We start from the raw sequence: 19421 nt of genomic DNA, 5'->3' as shown, positions 1-19421 counted from the left end.
TAAGCTTGGCAGGCGTGACCAAACACATCTTTGTGACTGGTGGTGTGGCGAGTTCGCTGGGTAAGGGACTCACCGCCGCATCACTGGGGCGTTTGCTCAAGCAACGGGGACTCCGGGTGACCATGCAGAAGCTGGACCCGTACATCAATGTGGACCCCGGCACCATGAACCCCTTCGAGCACGGAGAGGTGTTCGTTACCGACGACGGCGGCGAGACCGATCTTGATCTCGGCCACTACGAGCGCTTCATCGACGAGAGTCTCACCAAGCTCTCCAACGCCACCACCGGCTCCATCTACTCCTCGGTCATCGCATCAGAGCGCCAGGGTGAGTACTTGGGCAAGACCGTGCAGGTGATCCCCCACGTCACCAACGAGATCAAGAATCGCATCTCCAGCCTGGTGTCCGACGATGTGGACGTGGTCATCACCGAGATCGGCGGCACCGTCGGCGACATCGAGATCCTCCCCTTCTTGGAGGCCATCCGCCAGGTGCGCCTGGATGTGGGGCGGGGCAACGTCTGCTACATCCACGTCACCCTGGTGCCCTTCATCGGCCCGACGGGCGAGCAGAAGACCAAGCCCACCCAGCACTCGGTTACCGAGCTCCGCAGCCGGGGTGTTCAGCCCGATGCAATCGTGTGCCGCAGCGAATCGACCATCTCCGACGAGTTGAAGCGCAAGATCTCCAGCCTGTGCGACGTTGATGTTTCGGCAGTAGTCAACGCGGCCGACGCCGACAGCATCTATGAGATCCCCCTGGTGCTTCACGACGAGGGCCTCGACGGCGTGGTGTGCGACATCTTGCGCCTCGATGTTCCCGAACCTGATCTGACCGACTGGCAGATGCTGAATCAGCGGATCTCCTTGGCCCAGCGCACCGTGCGCATCGGCCTCATCGGCAAATACGTGACGCTCCAAGACGCCTATCTGTCGGTGGTGGAGGCACTGAACCACGCGGCCATCCATCACGGGGCGTCGGTGGAGATCGAGTGGATTCAGGCCGAGAGCGTGGAGGGCCTGATGATCGACAGCCTGATGAGCGGGCTGGACGGCATTGTGATCCCCGGCGGGTTCGGCGAGCGGGGAATCGAGGGCAAGGTCAATGCCGCCTCCTACGCTCGGGAGAACCGCATCCCCTGCCTGGGCCTGTGCCTGGGTCTTCAGGTGATGACCATCGACTACGCCCGCAACGTCTTGGGCCTGGCCAACGCCCACTCCAGCGAGTTCGATCCCAGCACGCCGTGGCCGGTCATCGATCTGATGGAATCCCAGCGCGGCATCACCGACAAGGGCGGCACCATGCGGCTGGGGGCGTGCATGGCCAAGCTTCGACCAGGTACCAAAGTTGCCGAGGTATACGGCGCCGAAGTGGTGTCGGAGCGCCACCGCCACCGCTATGAGTTCAATCCCAAGCTCCGCAGCCGCTTCGAGGGCACCGACTTCGTGCTGGCCGGGGAATCACCCGATGGACTCCTAGTGGAGTTCATCGAACTGGAAAGCCACCCCTGGTGGGTGGGAACCCAGGCCCATCCCGAATTCAAGAGCCGCCCCGATCGGCCTGCCCCGCTGTTCTGCGGCTTGGTGAAAGCCGCGCTGGACCGTCGGGAGAGCAGCTTGATGGCTGATCAATGCGATTTGTCCATATCTGGGGCCGATGACGGACAAGCCCCAGAACAGGTCGAGGCAGTGGCCGACGCCTCGCCCGCCGCTCACCGTTAGAGGTCGCGCCACGGTGGCCGATGAGGGCGGCTTCACGCCGGTCGGAGAACGCCAGGCATGGCAGGGACGGGTGGTGTCGCTGAGCGTTGCCGAGATCAAGGCCCCCGACGGTTCGATCTATGAGCGGGAAATAATCCGCCACCCCGGTGTTGCGGTGATCGTGCCCCTCGACGGCGAAGAGGTAATCATGATCCGCCAGTACCGAGCAGCGGTGAATCGGGAGTTGCTGGAAATCCCCGCCGGGAAGCTGGACAGCCAGGATGAGCCCCCCGAATTCACCGCCCGGCGGGAGCTGGAAGAAGAGATCGGCAAGCAAGCCGGCCATCTTGAGCTATTGGCCGTCTTCCACAACTCACCGGGGTTCTGCGACGAGGTCACCCATTGCTATCTGGCCACCGAACTGGCCGACACCAACCGCCATCCCCACGGCATCGAAGAGGAGCACATGGCCATCGAGCGCATAAAGCTGGCCGACGTGCCCGATCTCGTGGCCTCCGGCGAGCTGGCCGACGCCAAGTCCATCGTCGGCCTGATGCTGGCCCGCGAGCGTTTGGGGTGAGCGCACGAATCGGTGTTGAGGAGTTCTTGGATTGGCTGGTGCTGGAGAGGGGCCGCGCCCCCCGCACCTGTGAGGCCTACCGCCGAGATCTGAGCGGCTACTGCGAGGTTTTGACCGCCCGGGGCCGCACCCCCGAAACGGCCCGCGAGGAAGACATCTTGGCCCATTTGCGCCAGCTGCAAACCCGGGGAATGGCGCCGGCATCGGTGAAGCGCACCATGACCGCAGTGCGGACGTTTCACCAGTTTCTGGTGGTGGATGGTTTACGCAACGACGATCCCTGTTCCCATATAGAACTCCCCAGAGTGCCCACCAGCGTGCCGAAGGCGCTCAGCGAGGCCGAAGTGGACACCATCTTGGACACGGTGAACGGCGTCGACCGGGTGTCTCGCCGAGATCGGGCCATGTTGGAAGTGCTCTACGGCACCGGGATGCGAATCAGCGAGCTCGTGGGGATGTCGCTGAACGATCTGGACATGGGCGAATCCACCGTGCGGGTTGTGGGCAAGGGCCAAAAGGAGCGGATCCTGCCCCTCGGCCGATGCGCTCAAGAGGCGCTGGCCGCCTGGCTGGTCCCCGCGGGAAGGGGAGAGATGGAGCCCGAGCGCTGGGCATCTCGGCACGATCAAGAAGCGGTATGGCTCAATCAACGGGGACGCCGCCTGTCGCGCCAAGGGGCCTGGGGGATGGCGAAGAAAAGGGCCCAGCAGGTGGGGCTGGGCGCCAAAGTCTCACCCCATGTTTTTCGCCACTCCTGTGCCTCCCACATGCTGGACCACGGGGCCGACATCCGTGCGGTGCAGGAACTATTGGGCCACGCCTCCATCAGCACCACGCAGGTCTACACCATGGTCTCCAAGGAGAAGCTGTGGGAGGCCTATCGGGCCGCTCATCCCCGGGCGGTGCTCAACCGGTGATCACCGGTGCCCACCTGGTTCGGCGCTTCTTCCAGTCGATCGTCGATCGAGGGCCCGATCCCGCAGAAGAGGCCTGGCTGCTGGGATTGCTCACCGGCGCCGAGGCGGAGCTCTACCGGCAGATGAGTGCGGCTGACCGCAGCCACGCCCTGCGCTCGGCCCGATGCCCCGCGCTGGCCGACGATGCCCAGCGGATGGCCGCGGCCCTCCACGACGTGGGCAAAATCCAGGCCGGACTGGGAACCCGGGCCCGGGTGGGCGCCACCCTGATGGGGAAGGTGTATCCCCGAGGCCTTCGGGGTCGGTGGGCCGATTACCAAGACCATCCCCGTCTGGGTGCGGCGATGCTGCGGGAGGCAGGCAGCACCAAACTGACGGTGGTGTGGGCGGCGGAACACCACCTCCCCCTTGCCAAATCCTCCCTGCTTCCTGAAGTAGCCGCTGCTCTGGCTGCCGCAGACTGAACACCTGGCCAGTAGGCTTTCAGCCGTGCGCACCGAGATTCCCAAGATCATCAGCGTGGACGACCACTTGGTAGAGCCCGCCCACCTATGGCAGAGCTGGCTGCCCGAGCGCTTCAAGGAGCGAGGGCCGCGGGTCGAACGCCGCCGGGTGGGGCCCATCACCTATACCGGCGGGCCCAAGATGTACACCTACGAGCTGGATGTAGAAGACGGGCCGTGGGGCGACGTCTGGTTCTACGAGGATCTCGTCTATCCCAACAAGCGCCACGTGGCCGCGGTGGGCTTCGACCGCGACGATATGGAAGCGGTGCCCATCACCTTCGACGAGATGCGCCCGGGGTGCTACGACCCCAAGGCCCGGGTGGAAGACATGGAGATGAACCACGTGGAGGCGTCGCTGTCGTTCCCCACATTTCCCCGGTTCTGCGGACAGACCTTCTTGGAAGCCGAAGACAAGGAGCTGGCCCTGGCCTGCGTACAGGCCTACAACGACTTCATGATCGAAGAGTGGTGCGGCGACTCCAACGGGGCGCTCATCCCGCTGGCCATCATCCCGCTGTGGGATGTGGAGTTGGCCAAGGCCGAGGTGGAGCGCAACGCGGCCCGAGGTTGCCATGCGGTGTGCTTCTCAGAAATCGCCCCCAATCTGGGCCTGCCCAGCATCCACACCGACTATTGGGATCCGTTCTTCGCCGCCTGCCAAGAAACCAACACCGCGGTGTGCATGCACATCGGCTCCTCGTCGGTCATGCCAGCCGCCTCACCCGACGCCCCGCCGGCGGTGGCGGCCTCGCTCAGCTTCAACAACGCAATCGCGTCGATGAGCGACTTTTTGTTCTCCGGGGTGCTGGTGCGGTTTCCCGAGCTCAAGCTGGCCTACTCCGAGGGCCAGATCGGGTGGATCCCCTACATCTTGGAACGCTGCGACGACGTCTGGTCGGAGCACCGGGCCTGGGGCGGAGTGCGAGACATCGTCCCCGAGCCGCCGTCCACCTACTACTACCGGCAGATCTACGGCTGCTTCTTCCGCGACAACCACGGGTTGAAGTCACTGGACGAGGTGGGGGTCGACAACGTGACCTTCGAGACCGACTATCCCCACACCGACACCACGTGGCCCCACACCAAAAAGGTGGCCGAGGACATGATGGGCCACCTGCCCCCCGACGTGGTCCACAAGCTGGTGCGGGGCAACGCCGCCCGACTTCTCAATCTTGACATTGACTGAAATGGCCTAAGCTCAGCTAGGCCTAAATGGCCTGGTGTATGCGCTACAACCTGCACAGCTTTCGCGAAGACTCGTTCGGGGGCATCACCGCTGCGGTGGTCGGGCTCCCCACGGCATTGGCGTTCGGCGTGGCATCCGGGCTGGGACCGATGGCGGGCATGTACGGGGCGATCGGTCTGGGTCTGTTCGCCGCGGTCTTCGGGGGCACCCGGGCTCAGATCTCCGGGCCCACCGGCCCGATGGCGCTGGCCATGGCGGTGGTGGTAACCAGCCATGCCGAGAGCCTCGAAGAGGCGTTCACCATCGTCATCATGGCGGGCTTGTTGCAGATCTGCCTGGGGTTGCTGCGAATCGGCCGTTTCGTGGTGTACACGCCGTACTCGGTGGTGTCGGGGTTCATGTCCGGGATCGGGGTGATCATCATCTTGGTGCAGACCCTGCCCTTCTTGGGGGCAGAAGTGGAGCTCGGTGGGCCAATCGACGCGGTTCGCTCCTGGCCCGATGTGTTCGGCGATGTCAACTTCAGTTCGCTGGCCATCGCCGCAGTCTCGCTGGGCGTCTGCATTTTCTGGCCCCTCCGCCTCCGGGCCTTCGTTCCTTCAATGCTGATGGCGTTGGTCATCGGGACGCTGCTCAGCTTGCTGTGGCTGGACAACACCCCCGTGATCGGAGATGTGCCCACCGGATTGCCCGACTTCGAGCTGCCCGAACTATCGGGCGATGTACTGGCCCGGGCTGTGCAACCGGCGCTGACCATCGCGCTGTTGGGCTCGATCGACAGCCTGCTCACCTCGCTGGTGGCCGATTCGATGACCCGCACCAGCCATCAGCCCAATCGAGAGCTGATCGGCCAGGGCATCGGCAACATGATGGTCGGATTCATCGGTGGAACGCCGGGGGCTGGGGCGACCATGGGCACAGTGGTCAATATCCGGGCCGGCGGCCACAGTCGGGTCTCTGGCGTGCTGCGAGCCTTGATCTTGCTGGCCCTGGTTCTCGGCCTGGGAGCGTACGTGGAGGAGATTCCCCATGCCGCTCTGGCCGGCATCTTGATGAAGGTGGGCTGGGACATCATGGACTGGCGGTTCTTGACCCGGGTCACCCGCCTGCACCGAGAGCACCTGTTCATCATGTTCGCCACGTTCGGCCTGACGGTGTTCGTCGACTTGATCACCGCGGTGGCCATCGGGCTGATCATCGCCGGCATGACCCGCTCTCGGCAGTTCGAGCGCCTGGAGATGGACAACGTGGTCTCTGTGCCGATCTTGGACCAGGTGTTCTTCGAAGGCGAGATCACGCCATCTGAAGCAGAGGCAGATCCCCACGCCGCCCGAGTCGGCATGGTTGCCTTCCGGGGCAGCTTCTCGGTGGCGTCGTCCAACAAGATCACCAACACCGTCAGCGTGGACATCCGGGACCATGAGGTGGTGATCTTTGACTTCTCCGAGACCATCTACATGGACGACAGCGCGGCGTTGGTTCTTGAGCAGCTCATCGACGTAGCCATCGACCAGGACACCGAGTGCATTGTGATGTCCCTCTCAGGTTTGCCCGCACGGACCCTGTGGTCCCTCGACGCTCTCCAGCGGGTTCCCCAAGACCAGATCGTCGAAGATCTGGACGAAGCCCGAGAGGCGGCCAGGCGGCTTCTCGAGGACTAGGAATCCAGCAGGTCAAAGGTTCCGGCAATGAGCTCGGCCTGCTCCTGGGTGTGAACGGCGGCGCTGCCGGTAGCCGGGCTGGACGACTCGCTGCGGCTGGCCCGAACGATGTCGCATCGGTCTGCGAACGCCTCGTGGAGGTGGCCCTTCACATAGTTCCACGGCCCCATGTTCTGGGGCTCCTCTTGGAGCCAGACGATCTTCTCCACTTGAGGGTAGTGGCCGAGCGCTTCGGCCAGGGCGCTCGCCGGCCAAGGGTAGAGCTGCTCCACTCGCACCACCGCGGCGGGGGCGCCCAGCCGGTCTCGCGCCGCAATGGCCTCATGGCTGATCTTGCCGCTGGCCAGCACAACACCAGTGACTTGCCGGGGATCGACATCGCCGGGATCAGACAGCACCGGGGAGAACCAGCCATCGGTCAAATCGCCCACCGGTGACCGGGCGTCTCGGTGGCGCAGCAGCGATTTGGGGGTGAACAGCACCAGCGGCTTGCGCTTCGAGCGCTTCGCTTGATCTCGGAGCAGATGGAAGTACTGAGCAGCAGTCGACAGGTTGGCCACTCGGATGTTGTTCTCGGCCACTGACTGCAAAAACCGCTCGATCCGCCCCGAGGAGTGCTCCGGCCCCTGACCCTCGAAACCATGGGGAAGAAGCATCACCAGCCCCGAGCGCTGGTTCCACTTGTCCTCGGCCGACATGACGAACTGGTCGATGATGATCTGCGCACCATTGACGAAGTCGCCGAATTGGGCCTCCCAGAGCACCAGCGCACTGGTGTCGCCCACCGAGTAGCCGTATTCGAAACCCAACGCGGCATATTCCGACAGCAGCGAGTCGTACACCCACAACTTGGTCCCGCCGCGGGCCAACTCGGCCAGCGGGCAGTGCTCCCGGGCCGTTTGGTTGCACACCAGGGTGCTGTGGCGATGGGAGAACGTGCCCCGGCGAGAGTCCTGGCCGGCCAGGCGGATCGATGTTCCCTCATCAAGCAGGGTGCCGAAGGCCAGCGCCTCGGCCAGCCCCCAGTCCACCATGCCCTCGGCCATCATTTTGTCTCGGGCCTCGAACTGGCGGGCCAGCTTGGGGTGGAGCACAAACCCGTCGGGCACCGAGGTGAGCACGTCGAACACCCTCCTGATCTGCCTTTCCGACACGCCGGTGTCCACTGGGGGCGCAACATGGGGTGTGGGGTCGGCCAGCCCTTCCGAAATCGAAAGCAGAAGGTCCCTGCTGGCGGCATTCGCAGATCCAACGGTTTCTCCCGGTGAATCATCGGAAGTGCGGTCCCGGGTTTCCTCCAGCGCCTTTTGGAGCTTGGCCCGGAATTCGTCCATGGCCCGCTCGGCCTCTTCCAGGGTGATGTCCCCCCGCTTGACCAGCGACTCCACGTACCGCTTTCGCACCGAGCGGTGGCCCTCGATCCGCCGGTACATCTCCGGCTGGGTGTAGCTGGGGTCGTCGGCCTCGTTGTGCCCCTGTCGGCGGTAGCACCACATGTCGATCACAACGTCTTTGTGGAAGTGGTTGCGGTAGGCCAGCGCCAACAGGGCCACTCGGGCGCAGGCTTCGGGATCGTCGCCGTTGACGTGGAAGATGGGGGCCTGGATCATCTTGGCCACGTCGGTGCAGTAGTAGCTGGAGCGGGCCGCCTCGGCGGTGGTGGTGAACCCCACCTGGTTGTTGATAACCAAATGCACCGTGCCCCCGGTCAGGTACCCCTGGATCAGCGACAGATTCAACGTCTCGCTCACCACCCCCTGGCCGGCGAAGGCCGCGTCGCCGTGTACCAAAAGGGGCAGCACCGGGTAGCGGTTCTCCTCGCTGGCCGCCTGGCCCCGCACCAGCCCGCTGACCGGGCTGTGCTCGCCCTGGTCGTTGCCGATGTGGTCCAAGCGGGCTCGGACCATGCCCTCCACCACCGGGTTCACCGCTTCCAGGTGCGAGGGATTGGCGGCCAGCTCCACCGGGATGCGGTTTCCGGCCATGCTCTCGAACTCCGAGGTCATCCCCAGGTGGTACTTCACATCGCCCGACCCCTGGGTGGACGACTCGTCCAGGTTCCCCTCGAACTCGCCGAAGAGCTGGGCGTAGTCCTTGCCCACGATGTTCACCAGCACGTTGAGGCGCCCCCGGTGGGCCATGCCCATGATCGCCGAGGCCATGCCAAGGTCGGCGGCTTTGCCCAGCACCGCGTCGAGCACCACGATGGCGCTCTCGGCCCCCTCGATCCCGAAGCGCTTCTGGCCCACGTACTTGGTGTCCAAGAATCGCTCTAGGGCTTCCGCCGCGTTCAACCGATCCAGAATGTGTAGCTTCTCTCCCAGTCCCACCGGGGCGCCTGTCCCTTCCACCTGCTCCTGGATCCACTGCTTCTCGTCGGGATCCTGGATATGCATGTACTCCACGCCCACTGTCCGGCAGTAGGCGTTGCGGAGCACGTGCAGGATCTCTCCCAGCGGCATCTTGCCGTCGGGCTGGCCCATGTCGATGCCGCCCAGCCCGGTGGTGAGGAACTCCCGATCGAGGTCCCAGATGGTCAGGCCGTAGGTGGCCGGGTCGAGCTCGGCGTGCATCTCGGGCTCGTTGGCCGACAGCGGGTCGAGGTCGGCGATCAGGTGGCCCCGCACCCGGTGCATGTTGATGAGCGCGTTCACCTGCACCTGCTTGGTGATCACCGCCTGTTCCCGATCGAGGGGCAAGATGTCGGGCCGCCAGCGCACCGCCTCGTAAGGCACGCCCACCTCCCGGAATATGTCCTCGTAGAAGGCGTGCTTGCCCAGCAAGAGCTCGTGGACCGCGCCCAGGAACATCCCCGACTCGGCGCCCTGGATGATGCGGTGATCGTAGGTGGACGACAGGGTGATCACCTTCGACACCCCCAGATCGGCCAGCGTGCGGGAGTCGGCGGCCTGATAGGCCGTGGGGTAGTCGATGGTGCCCACGCCCACGATGACCCCTTGGCCGGGCATGAGCCGGGGCACCGACTGCACCGTGCCGATGGTGCCGGGGTTGGTGATGCTGACGGTGACGCCCGCGAAGTCGTCGGGGCTCAAGTCATTGCTCCGCACCTTGCGGATCATGGTGTCGTAGAGCTCGACGAAGTTGGGGAAGTCCAGCGTGTCGGCCTCGGGCAAACACGGCACCAGAAGGGAGCGCGACCCGTCGGCCTTCTCCACGTCTACGGCGATGCCCAGGCCGATGTGGGGATGGCGCACCACCCGGGGGCCGTTGTCGGCATCCACGAAGGTGGAGTTCATCACCGGCATGTGGTGCGCGATGGCTTGCACTACGGCGTAGGCGATCAAGTGGGTGTACGACACCTTGCGCCCATCGGTGCGCCCCAGATAGCCGTTGATGATCCGGCGGTTGACGTCGAGCAGCTTGGCCGGAATTTCCCGGAAGCTGGTGGCGGTGGGGACGGCCAGGCTGGCCTCCATGTTGCGGGCGATGCGGGCGGCCGCCCCTCGCAGCGGAGCGCCGGGCGAGGGCTCCGGGGTCTCGTCCGGCTCGGGGGCGGGCGGGAGGATCTCCGATGGGGCGGCCTGGTCGGGCAGCACTCGGTCGGGGCGGTAGTCGGAGAAGAAGTCTTGCCAGCTCTCGCTGACCGACTTTGGGTCGGCCAGGTACTGGCGGTGCATCTCATCCACTAGCCAGGCGTTCTGACCGACGATCTGCTCGGCTTCGGGAGCCATGGGGAAAGTCTATGGACTTCTGAAGCACTAGGGTTCTCCTGGTGCGGTTGGCCACTTGGAATGTGAATTCGCTGAACGCCCGCATGCCCAGAGTTCAAGAGTGGCTGGAGCTGGCCGACCCCGATGTGCTGTGCATGCAGGAGACCAAAATGGCCGACGAGGCCTTTCCCGGCCTGGCCTTTGAGGCCATGGGCTACGAGTGGGCCCATCACGGCCAGGGGAGGTGGAACGGAGTGGCCATCTTGAGCAGGGTGGGGCTGGATGACCCCGGCAATGGCTTCGCCGACAGCCGAGAAGCCGACCCCGACGCCCGCATCGTGTGGGCCACGTGTGGGGGAGTGCGGGTGGCCAGCGCCTACATCCCCAACGGGCGGGAGCTGGGCCACGATCACTACCACTACAAGCTCGATTGGCTGGGCCGGCTCCGGTCCCATCTGGAGGCCAACGCCGATTCCGGCGCTCCGGTGGTGGTGGCCGGCGATTTCAACGTGGCCCCGGCCGACAACGACGTCTGGGACATCGCTGCCTTCGAGGGCCTCACCCACGTGAGCCAGCCCGAGCGCGACGCGTTTGGCGCGGTCGAGGACTGGGGACTGGTGGACGTGTTCCGCCGGCGGTGGGCCGACGACGGCCTCTACACCTTCTGGGACTACCAAGCCGGACGGTTCCACAAGCGCCAGGGGATGCGCATCGACATGGTGATGGCCACCGAACCGCTGGCCCAACGGGTGACCACTGCACTCATGGACCGCAACGCCCGCAAGGGGGAGAAGCCGTCGGACCACGCCCCGGTGGTGGTGGACTTCGACTGGGATGAAGCCGCCGGGGGCGACTGAGTCCGTCATGGTCTTTGCCGCCGAAACGGGAGGGTTCGACCTCCTGGTCTTTTGGGTGAACATCTTGGTGCTGGTGGCTGTTTCCCATCTCTTCGGTTTGGTGATGAGAAAAGTGGGGATGCCCTCGGTGGTGGGAGCGCTTCTGGCCGGTCTGGTGTTGGGGCCGTCGGTGTTCGGGGTGGTGTGGAAGTCGGGCTTCGAGTGGTTCTTGCCGGAGATCGGCCAAGGCGCGCAATGGACCCTGCTGGCCGCGGTCAGCTGGGTAGGGGTGGCTCTGCTGTTGGTGGTGACCGGGTTCGAGACCGACTTGGGGCTCATTTCCAAATTGGGGCGGCCAGCCCTTCTGGTCACCACCGGAAGCCTGGTGGTGCCGTTGATCGGGGGCATCGTTGTCGGCTTGCTGCTGCCCTCACTTTTCTTGGGCGAGGATGCCGAACGGCTCACGTTCACGCTGTTCGTGGCCCTGGCGCTCGCCGTGTCGTCTTTGGCGGTTGTAGCCAAGATCCTTAGCGAACTGGGCCTGATGCGCCGGGACTTCGGCCAGATCACCGTGGCCGCGGGTATGGCCAACGATGTGGTTGGCTGGATCTTGTTGGGCGTGTTCACCGGCTTGGCCACCTCAGGCGGAGTGTCGGCTGGACAGGTGTTGGCCACGCTGGGGGGGATTGCGGCCTTCGGGGTGTTGGCCCTGACTGTGGGCCAGCGGCTGGTGGATCTGCTGTTGCGGCAGGTGCGGCGTACCGGGGGCAGCCTGGCCGCAGCACTGGCCGTGGCCATAGTGACCATGCTGGGATTCGGAGTGGCCACTGAGTGGCTGAAGGTGGAGGCGGTGTTGGGGGCGTTTGTTGCCGGGGTGGTGCTGCACCGGTCCCGGTTCCAGCACGAGGACGTTATTCACCACCTGGAGGGTCTGACTAACGCTCTGTTCGCGCCGGTTTTCTTCGCCACCGCCGGCTTGCAGGTAGATCTCCGTTTGTTGAACAACGCCGAGGCCCTTTGGTGGGCCTTGATCGTGCTCGCGGTGGCTATCGTCTTCAAGTTTGCCGGGGCTTACGGCGGTGCCCGACTTGCTGGCCGCACTCACCGGGCGGGACTGGCCTTGGGTGCTGGACTGAACGCCCGGGGGACGCTGGAGATCGTTATCGCCACGGTGGGGTTGAGCGTCGGGGTGTTCAGCCCCACTGCCTTTTCGGTGATCGTGTTGGTGCCGGTGCTCACCTCGCTCTTTGCCTCGGCCACGCTGCGAGGGGTGGTGAACAACTGGCAGGGCACTCCCGACGAGCAGGAGCGGTTGGGCCGGGAGCAGGCGCTGAGCCGCAATCTGGTGGTGCGAACCTCTCGGCTCCTGCTGCCCAGCCGGGGCGGCCCGGAGTCCATCGCTGCCGCCCAGGTTCTGCACTTCGCCTGGCCGATCGAGGCCGGGGCCACCGTGCTCACGGTGGCCGACCGTGATGCCGAGATAGACATCACGCCACTGCGCAACGTGCTGCACGACCGGGCCTTGGAGCACCGCCGGGTGCGCCACGACGACCCGGTGCGGGCCATCATCGACGAAAGTCGGCTGGGATTCGGCGTCATCGGACTGGGTGCTCAGGATTACGCCGACACCATGCAGGTGATTTCGCCATTGGTGGACGGGGTTTTGTCGGAGAGCCCGATCCCGGTGGTGGTGGTGCGCCGGGCGAGAAACCTCGACCGGCCTCTGCCGGGGGCGTACAGCCGGGCGGTGGTGCCGGTGACCGGCAGCCCGGTGTCGCGGGCCGCCCAGGAGGTGGCCTTCAACCTCAGCGCCCAACTCGGCACCGAACTGCACCTCACCCACGTCAACACCGTTCGGAGCGAACCCGCCGGGCTACCGTCGCTGTTCAGCCGCCGGATCATGGCCCGCACCGGCTCTGTCGTCGGCGTGCAGGTGGTAGCCCAAGCCGAGACGCTCGCCACTGAACTGGGGGCAACAACGCGGACGGTCGTCATGGACGGCACTTCGCCAGCCGACGAGATATTGAAGCTGTCCCGAGACATAGAAGCCGATCTGGTGGTCATGGGCGCCAACCTCCGCCGCGTCGGTGACCGGCCGTTCCTGGGCCACCGCGTAGAGCAAGTGCTCCGAGACTGCGACGCCACTGTGGTGGTGGTGCTTATCCCGTTCGACCTCTAGGGCGCACTAAGGATGTTGTTGAGATAAGGGGAGGGGGAGCGGTCGGCGGTCCGCTCCCCAAAAGCCCGTTGCGAAGCCCAGTGGCAATGCAGCTCTCGCTGGGCCCTGGTGATGGCCACGTAGAGCAGCCGCCGCTCCTCGGCGATCTTGGCCGGTGTCTGAGCCCGGCTGATGGGCACTAGGCCCTGCTCCATTCCGGCCAAGTGGACGATGGGCCACTCCAGCCCCTTGGCGGCGTGGAAGGTGGCGACGTCGACCGCGTCGGCCCCGGTGGGCGGGTCGGCTCCGTCGGTGGGGCTGGCACCGTCGTCGTCTTCGGTGCGATGGGCGTCGACGCGAACCCGATAGGGGATCTCTGCCTGGTGCAGGGCGGTCGCCAGTTTGGCGGTCTGGGCATTCGTGCGGGCCAGCACGGCCATTGAAGACCAAGCCGTCTCGGGGCCCTTGGCGTCGCGCAGGGCTCTGGCAATAGACACAGCCTCGTCGAAGTCGTCAACGTGGGTGTTCGCCGTCGGCCGGGGACCGTCGAGGTTGTGAGAGATCAGTGGGGTCGTCTCCGAAGTCAGCACCGCCCGGCCCGCGGCCAGAATCTGGGGGGTGGAGCGGTAGTTGTCCACCAGATCGAGCACTTCGGCTCCGTCGAACCAGTCGGCGAACTTCTCGATATAGCCCGAGTCAGCGCCGTTCCAGCTGTAGATGGCCTGGTTGGGATCGCCCACTGCGCAGAGGTCGTTGCGATCCCCCAGCCAAGCCCGCAACAGGTCGAACTGGAGCCGGTTCACGTCTTGGAACTCGTCGACGAACACATGCCGGTACGTCCACCGGCGGGCTTCGGCGTAGTCGGCGTCGTCGGACAGATCCCGCAGCGCCAGAATCAGCAGGTCGTCGAAGTCCACCACCCGCCGCTTGGTCTTCTCAGCCTCGTATCGCTGGTACAGGTCGACGATCCTGGCGTGATCCAAAGCAGGCCGCCGGCGAAGGCTGGCCGCCGCAGCGGGGTAGCCGTCGGGGGCGATGCGGCGGGCCTTGGCCCATTCGATCTCGGTCATCGCATCCTGCACCTCGGCCTTGGCCAGCCGCATACCGGCCCGCTTTGCCGCCCGGGCCACCAAGCCTCGCTTGTCTTTGACTAGCTCGGGGGGCCGGACCCCTCGCTCGGCCCAACGGGTGCGCAGTTGGGCGAACGCCGCACTGTGGAAGGTGCCCGCGTTCACCGAGCCGCTCAACCCCAGCCCAGCCAGGCGGTCTCGCAGTTCGTCGGCCGCCTTGCGGGTGAATGTGAGAGCCAGCGTGCGCTTGGGGTCGATGGCTCCGATGTCAGCCTGGTGGGCGATTCGGCGGGTGAGCACCCTGGTCTTGCCCGTGCCCGCCCCTGCCCGGATGCACAGCGGAGTCGCCGGCGCCTCCACCGCCGCCCGCTGCCGCTCGTTCAGCCCCTCCAAGAGCCCCTCCAACCTGGTCACCTCACCAAGGTACAGACGCCTGCGACAATTCCCGTCAGCTTGGCTAGAGGCTTCGCGCTCCGTGGGAGGATGGCGCCCATGGTTGCGGTGTCGCAGGAGCGGTTTGAGGAGCTGGTGGGGCGAGCGCTGGACACCATTCCCGATGATCTGGCCGAGATGATGGAGAACGTGGTGGTGCTGGTGGAGGACGAGGGGGACGACCCGGATATCTGGGGGCTGTACGACGGAATCCCGCTTACCGATCGGGTCGATTACGGCGGGGGAGAGATGGTGCTGCCCGACCGCATCTACATCTATCGGCTGCCGATCTGCGAGGGGTGCGCCAGCGAGGCCGAGGTAGTGGAGGAGGTGCGCGTGACCGTCATCCACGAGGTGGCCCACCACTTCGGCATTGAAGACGACCGCCTCGACGAGTTGGGCTGGGCCTGATCAGGGAAGTCGGGGAAAACGCGGGTACTGTCCGAGCGGTGGAGAGCTCAGGAGGCAGCATGGGACCGCTCAATGGCATTCGCGTGGTGGAGATCGCCGGCATCGGGCCGGGGCCGTTCGCCGCCATGATGCTGGCCGATCTGGGGGCCGATGTGGTGCGAATCGACCGCGCCGACCGGGTCCGCGACGAGATTCCCGACACCCCCCATTTCGACGTGCTCAACCGAGGGCGCCGCAGTGTGGGCGTCGACCTCAAGCATCCTGACGGAGTGGCGACCGTGCTGAAGCTGGTGGAGGGCGCCGACGGACTGATCGAGGGATTCCGCCCCGGCGTTGCCGAGCGCTTGGGTATCGGCCCCGACGAATGCCTGGCCCGCAATCCGGGGCTGGTGTACGGGCGCATGACCGGGTGGGGTCAAGACGGTCCGTATGCGTCGATGGCTGGCCACGACATCAACTACATCGCCCTGTCGGGGGTGCTGGGGGCCATCGGTCGGGCCGGAGAGGCGCCGGTGCCGCCGGTGAACCTGGCCGGCGACTTCGGCGGAGGAGGGATGCTGCTCGCCCTCGGGATGGTGGCCGGAATGCTGGAGTCCCGCACCTCGGGCCGGGGCCAGGTGGTGGACGCCTCCATGGTGGAGGGCTCGGCCCTGCTCATCACCATGATCTACGGCATGCACGGCCTGGGAGCGTGGGGGTCGCGGGGCACCAACCTGCTGGACACCGGGGCCTGGTTCTACGACGTCTACGAGTGCGCCGACGGCGAGTACATCTCGCTGGGCTCGCTGGAGCCGCAGTTCTTCGCCGAGATGGTGGACAAGCTGGGCATCGATGCCGAAGGGATAGACCAGAACGACCGCTCCACCTGGCCGGAGATGCGGGTCCGGTTGACCGAGGCGGTCAAGGCCAAGACCCGAGATGAGTGGTGCGAGATCCTCGACGGCTCCGACGTCTGCTTCGCGCCGGTGCTCAGCCTGGCCGAGGCTCCGGAGCATCCCCACAACACCGCTCGGGGCACGTTCGTCGAAGTGGGGGGAATTCCCCAGCCCGGCCCGGCACCTCGGTTCAGCCGCACGCCGCCCCAGGTTGCCCGTCCTGCCCCCCATCCGGGTGAGCACACTGCCGAAGCGCTGGCCGACTGGGGTTTCGACATCGCTGGGGTGGCCGCGCTACAAGAATCGGGGGCCGTCAAATAGTGGGCACCATGGTGAACTTCCACGCCCATCCCGACGATGAGGCCATCGCCACCTCGGGCACCATGATGAAGGCGGCCGACGAGGGCCACCGGGTGGTGCTGGTGGTGGCCACCAGGGGAGAGCAGGGCGAGGTGGCTCCCGACGCGCTGAGCCCGGGCGAATCGCTGGGCGAGCGGCGAGCAGAAGAGACCTATGACGCCGCCGAGATCATCGGCGCCCACCGGGTGGAGTTCTTGGGCTACGAAGACTCGGGCATGGCCGGCGACGAGGCCAACGACAACCCGGCCTGTTTCTGGCAGGCCGATTTCGACGAGGCGGTGAATCGGGTGGCCGGGATCTTGGCCGAGGAGTCCGCCGACGTGCTCACCGTGTACGACGATCACGGCGGCTACGGCCACCCCGACCACATCCAAGTACACCGGGTGGGGGTGGAAGCAGCCCGCCAGGCCGGGGTCGAAAAGGTGTTCTACGTCACCATGAACCGCACTCAGATCAAGCGCCAGATGGCCGAGGTGGAGTCGTTTGCCGAGGCGTTGGAGGAGATGGACGCCGAGCAACTGGAGCGGTTCGAAGGCGACGATTTCGGCACCGAGGAAGCCGACATCACCCACGCAGTAGACGTGAGCGCCTATCTGGAGCGCAAGCGAGCCGCCATGTTGGCCCACACCAGCCAGATCACCGCCGAGTCGTTCTTCGGCACCATGACCGACGAGCAGTTCGCCGACGCGTTCAGCACCGAGTGGTTCGTGGCTCCCGGACCGCCCCGCACAGGCGACTTCGCCACCGACTTGTTCAGGTGAGCACCGCCTCGGTTCTCGCCGCCACGCAACTGGCCGGCTTCCATGACTGGTTCTCCTGGGTGGTGATGCTGGCCAATGCCGCGGCCGGGGGGTGGGCCCTGGGTGCCCACTTCCGCCCCGGGCTGCGGGGCTGGCCGCTGTGGGCGTTCATCACCGCGGCCCAATGCACCATCTTCGCCCAGGTGATCGTGGGCGTGGTGCTGGAAAACCGCTCGGGGGTCGATCCGGGCGACCTCCATCGCCTCTACGGCTTCGCGGCCATCGCCGCGGTGGCCATCACTTACGCCTATCGAATGCAGCTCGCCCACCGACGCGAGCTTCTCTATGCCGGCGGCAGCTTCTTTCTGGCCGGCCTGGCCATCCGGGCCATGATCCTCAGCTGACTGAGAATCGGGGCTGATTCAGAGGTTTACGACCGGGCAGGTGAGGGTTCGGGTAATGCCGTCCACCATCTGGATCTGGCTCACGACCAAGCGGCCCAGCTGGTCCATGGACTCGGCCTCGGCCTTGGCGATCACGTCGTACGGGCCGGTCATGATCTCAGAGATCACCACGCCGTCGATCTCGCGGATGGCCTCGGCCACCTGACGGGCCTTGTCCATTTCGGTTTGGATCAGAACATAAGAGCTGACACCCACGTGACTACACCTCCGGTTGGTTATCCCGCATCGTAACCAAAGATCGGCTCCGGTGGGATGGCGGGCTGGACGCGGCGCAATGATGTAGGCCTATGAACCGCGCCCATGCCAATCCCTATCTGGCCCGATCCTCCTACGGCATCGCCCATGGACGGTGCGACCAGCAGGACAACGTGCCCTGGCGAGGGCCAGAGGGCCCCACCGAGACGCTCGACGAGGCGGCCGACCTCCAGTACGCCTGGCTCGGCCCGGGCCATTTCGGCCACTTGACCTCGGGGCCCTATCCCGACGGCCGCCGGGTGGTGTGGAGCAACGGCCGCCAGAACATCGCCAAGCTCGACTACGAGACCCTTGAGATGCTGGCCGACCACGAGATCGTCGGGGGGGAGGGGCGCACCCCCGTCGCAGAGTTGGAGGAATATCTCCGAGGTTTTGACGAAAAGGACGGCTGGGAGGCTGTCGAACACGCCATCGAGATGTCCATGAAGTTCATGACCGGCATCGACGGGGTCTATGCACTGCTGGACTGCGACCACACCCTGTTCCTCGGCCGCAAGGACCACGCGGTGGCCTACGTGGAGACCGATCCGTCCGATACGGCGTCGCCCATCGTGGAGCGGGACCGGTGGAACAAGCCTGACCACATCGAGGGCTTCTTCGTAGGGATGAACATGACCTTCGACGGCAAGCTGGTGATGTCCACCGATCACGGCTGGGTTGTCGTGCTCGAGCGCGACTTCACCGCTTACCACGCGCTCCAGCTCCCCGGAGGGGCCGAGACCGCCGCGGAGTACTGTGCCCGGCGGGCAGCCGAGCGGGGCAATACGGGGTACGGCTGGGTCCGCACCAGCATCTGCGTGGACAGCGACAACGGCATTTACGTGTCGTCCAACGACCACCACCACAAGCTGCGCTGGACGGGCTCCGAGCTGACCGACGACCCCGCCCACGGCTGCTGGACGGTGCCCTACCGCAACGGGGACGGTTGCGGGTCGGGAACCACGCCCTCGCTGATGGGCTTCGGCCCTGACGAGGACAGATTCGTGGTGATCGGCGACGGCGACGAGGTGGTCAACATCACCCTGTTGTGGCGAGACGAGATTCCCGAAGACTGGGAGCAACTGCCCAACGCGCCCGATCGGCGCATCGCCGGCATCGGGCCGGCCAACATGGGCAACCCCGATCTGGCCGAGATCAAGACCGAGCAGTCGATCACCGTGTCGGGCTACGGCGCCATGACCGTCAACAACGAGCCGGCCACCATCCCCGACGGCTTTCCCGCCCAGGCCGCCCGGATGCTGTGCTTCATGCTGGGCCACAAGCCGGAGTACCAGCCCCACGGCCTCCACAAGTACGAGTGGGATCCGGTGGCCCGAGAGCTGAAGGAGGCGTGGGTCAACCTCGACATCTCCTCACCCAACTCGGTTCCCTTCGTGGCCGAGGAGAGCGGGCTGGTCTACACCTGTGGGGTGCGCGACGGCCGCTGGACGATCGAGGCGGCCGATTGGGCCACCGGGGAGTCGCGGTTCCACTACGTGTTGGGAGGCTCCAAGTTCAACACCATCGGTGCGGGGGTGACGGTGGACGATGACGGCCGTCTGCTGTTCGGCTCGATGTACGGCAAGACCCGCATTCTGAGAGGTCCGGGGTAGGCATTTC

The 19421-nt window shown here is 65.6% G+C and carries 16 protein-coding genes; 13 read left to right on the top strand and 3 right to left on the bottom strand.

Annotated features, from left to right (window positions below; translation table 11 throughout):
- Window positions 1-5: 5 nt before the first annotated feature.
- Genes ACOGJC_RS03185 through ACOGJC_RS03160 form a run of 6 tightly spaced genes read left to right on the top strand, consistent with a single transcriptional unit; the run spans window position 6 to window position 6550 of the window.
- Window positions 6-1721: a CTP synthase gene (locus ACOGJC_RS03185; RefSeq protein WP_419847065.1), complete on the top strand. Its 1716-nt coding sequence runs from the start codon at window positions 6-8 to the stop codon at window positions 1719-1721.
- Window positions 1657-2280 carry an NUDIX hydrolase gene (locus tag ACOGJC_RS03180; protein WP_419847064.1) on the top strand — a complete coding sequence of 208 codons (624 nt, stop codon included), beginning with the start codon at window positions 1657-1659 and terminating at the stop codon, window positions 2278-2280. The genes ACOGJC_RS03185 and ACOGJC_RS03180 overlap by 65 nt, the downstream gene beginning before the upstream one ends.
- Window positions 2277-3197 (top strand): site-specific tyrosine recombinase, encoded by a 921-nt coding sequence (locus tag ACOGJC_RS03175; RefSeq protein ID WP_419847063.1) that lies wholly within the window; start codon window positions 2277-2279, stop codon window positions 3195-3197. Before ACOGJC_RS03180 ends, ACOGJC_RS03175 begins: the two co-directional genes overlap by 4 nt.
- The gene (locus tag ACOGJC_RS03170) at window positions 3149-3661 is read left to right on the top strand and encodes an HD domain-containing protein (protein ID WP_419847062.1); all 513 of its coding nucleotides are present in this window, start codon (window positions 3149-3151) and stop codon (window positions 3659-3661) included. Before ACOGJC_RS03175 ends, ACOGJC_RS03170 begins: the two co-directional genes overlap by 49 nt.
- Window positions 3662-3686: 25 nt before the next feature.
- Window positions 3687-4889, top strand: a complete 1203-nt coding sequence (locus tag ACOGJC_RS03165) for an amidohydrolase family protein (RefSeq protein ID WP_419847061.1) — start codon at window positions 3687-3689, stop codon at window positions 4887-4889.
- Between the two features lie 38 nt (window positions 4890-4927).
- Window positions 4928-6550: a SulP family inorganic anion transporter gene (locus ACOGJC_RS03160; RefSeq protein ID WP_419847060.1), complete on the top strand. Its 1623-nt coding sequence runs from the start codon at window positions 4928-4930 to the stop codon at window positions 6548-6550.
- Here ACOGJC_RS03160 and ACOGJC_RS03155 read toward each other — a convergent pair.
- On the bottom strand, window positions 6547-10242 hold the full coding sequence (locus ACOGJC_RS03155; RefSeq protein WP_419847059.1) for a multifunctional oxoglutarate decarboxylase/oxoglutarate dehydrogenase thiamine pyrophosphate-binding subunit/dihydrolipoyllysine-residue succinyltransferase subunit: 3696 nt from the start codon (window positions 10240-10242) through the stop codon (window positions 6547-6549). The two genes, ACOGJC_RS03160 and ACOGJC_RS03155, sit on opposite strands and share 4 nt — an antisense overlap.
- Before the next feature lie 41 nt (window positions 10243-10283).
- Between ACOGJC_RS03155 and ACOGJC_RS03150 the strand changes: the two genes are divergently transcribed.
- A complete protein-coding gene (locus tag ACOGJC_RS03150; protein WP_419847058.1) occupies window positions 10284-11078 on the top strand; it encodes an exodeoxyribonuclease III in 795 nt (264 codons plus the stop codon).
- Window positions 11056-13236, top strand: coding sequence for a cation:proton antiporter (locus tag ACOGJC_RS03145; RefSeq protein WP_419847057.1), 2181 nt, complete (start codon window positions 11056-11058; stop codon window positions 13234-13236). Before ACOGJC_RS03150 ends, ACOGJC_RS03145 begins: the two co-directional genes overlap by 23 nt.
- Here the strand turns inward: ACOGJC_RS03145 and ACOGJC_RS03140 are convergent.
- A complete protein-coding gene (locus tag ACOGJC_RS03140) occupies window positions 13233-14699 on the bottom strand; it encodes an ATP-dependent helicase (RefSeq protein ID WP_419847056.1) in 1467 nt (488 codons plus the stop codon). The genes ACOGJC_RS03145 and ACOGJC_RS03140 overlap by 4 nt on opposite strands.
- 78 nt (window positions 14700-14777) lie before the next feature.
- On the opposite strand from ACOGJC_RS03140, the gene ACOGJC_RS03135 reads away from it, so the two are divergent.
- From ACOGJC_RS03135 to ACOGJC_RS03120, 4 genes are read left to right on the top strand one after another with little or no spacing between them, the layout of a single operon-like run.
- Window positions 14778-15128, top strand: a complete 351-nt coding sequence (locus ACOGJC_RS03135; RefSeq protein ID WP_419847055.1) for a metallopeptidase family protein — start codon at window positions 14778-14780, stop codon at window positions 15126-15128.
- A 59-nt stretch (window positions 15129-15187) separates the two neighbouring features.
- On the top strand, window positions 15188-16324 hold the full coding sequence (locus ACOGJC_RS03130) for a CaiB/BaiF CoA transferase family protein (RefSeq protein WP_419847054.1): 1137 nt from the start codon (window positions 15188-15190) through the stop codon (window positions 16322-16324).
- Window positions 16324-17124 carry a PIG-L family deacetylase gene (locus ACOGJC_RS03125; RefSeq protein ID WP_419847053.1) on the top strand — a complete coding sequence of 267 codons (801 nt, stop codon included), beginning with the start codon at window positions 16324-16326 and terminating at the stop codon, window positions 17122-17124. The genes ACOGJC_RS03130 and ACOGJC_RS03125 overlap by 1 nt, the downstream gene beginning before the upstream one ends.
- Window positions 17121-17507 (top strand): hypothetical protein, encoded by a 387-nt coding sequence (locus ACOGJC_RS03120; protein ID WP_419847052.1) that lies wholly within the window; start codon window positions 17121-17123, stop codon window positions 17505-17507. Before ACOGJC_RS03125 ends, ACOGJC_RS03120 begins: the two co-directional genes overlap by 4 nt.
- An 18-nt stretch (window positions 17508-17525) precedes the next feature.
- Here ACOGJC_RS03120 and ACOGJC_RS03115 read toward each other — a convergent pair whose 3' ends face one another.
- Window positions 17526-17762, bottom strand: a complete 237-nt coding sequence (locus ACOGJC_RS03115; RefSeq protein WP_419847051.1) for an Lrp/AsnC family transcriptional regulator — start codon at window positions 17760-17762, stop codon at window positions 17526-17528.
- A gap of 92 nt (window positions 17763-17854) precedes the next feature.
- On the opposite strand from ACOGJC_RS03115, the gene ACOGJC_RS03110 reads away from it, so the two are divergent.
- Window positions 17855-19414 carry a hypothetical protein gene (locus ACOGJC_RS03110; protein WP_419847050.1) on the top strand — a complete coding sequence of 520 codons (1560 nt, stop codon included), beginning with the start codon at window positions 17855-17857 and terminating at the stop codon, window positions 19412-19414.
- Window positions 19415-19421: the final 7 nt, after the last annotated feature.

Source organism: Candidatus Poriferisocius sp. (genome assembly GCF_965204015.1).
Taxonomy (GTDB): Bacteria; Actinomycetota; Acidimicrobiia; order Acidimicrobiales; family Bin134; genus Poriferisocius.
Note: the sequence above shows the minus strand (reverse complement) of the source record. Positions and strands in the feature narration are given on the sequence as shown.

Excerpts from the sequence above, each read along its gene's own strand:
- ACOGJC_RS03155 (WP_419847059.1), bottom strand. The coding sequence starts at position 10,242 with ATGGCTCCCGAAGCCGAGCAGATCGTCGGTCAGAACGCCTGGCTAGTG.
- ACOGJC_RS03135 (WP_419847055.1), top strand. The coding sequence starts at position 14,778 with ATGGTTGCGGTGTCGCAGGAGCGGTTTGAGGAGCTGGTGGGGCGAGCG.
- ACOGJC_RS03130 (WP_419847054.1), top strand. The coding sequence starts at position 15,188 with ATGGGACCGCTCAATGGCATTCGCGTGGTGGAGATCGCCGGCATCGGG.
- ACOGJC_RS03110 (WP_419847050.1), top strand. The coding sequence starts at position 17,855 with ATGAACCGCGCCCATGCCAATCCCTATCTGGCCCGATCCTCCTACGGC.
- ACOGJC_RS03160 (WP_419847060.1), top strand. The coding sequence starts at position 4,928 with ATGCGCTACAACCTGCACAGCTTTCGCGAAGACTCGTTCGGGGGCATC.
- ACOGJC_RS03145 (WP_419847057.1), top strand. The coding sequence starts at position 11,056 with ATGAAGCCGCCGGGGGCGACTGAGTCCGTCATGGTCTTTGCCGCCGAA.
- ACOGJC_RS03180 (WP_419847064.1), top strand. The coding sequence starts at position 1,657 with ATGACGGACAAGCCCCAGAACAGGTCGAGGCAGTGGCCGACGCCTCGC.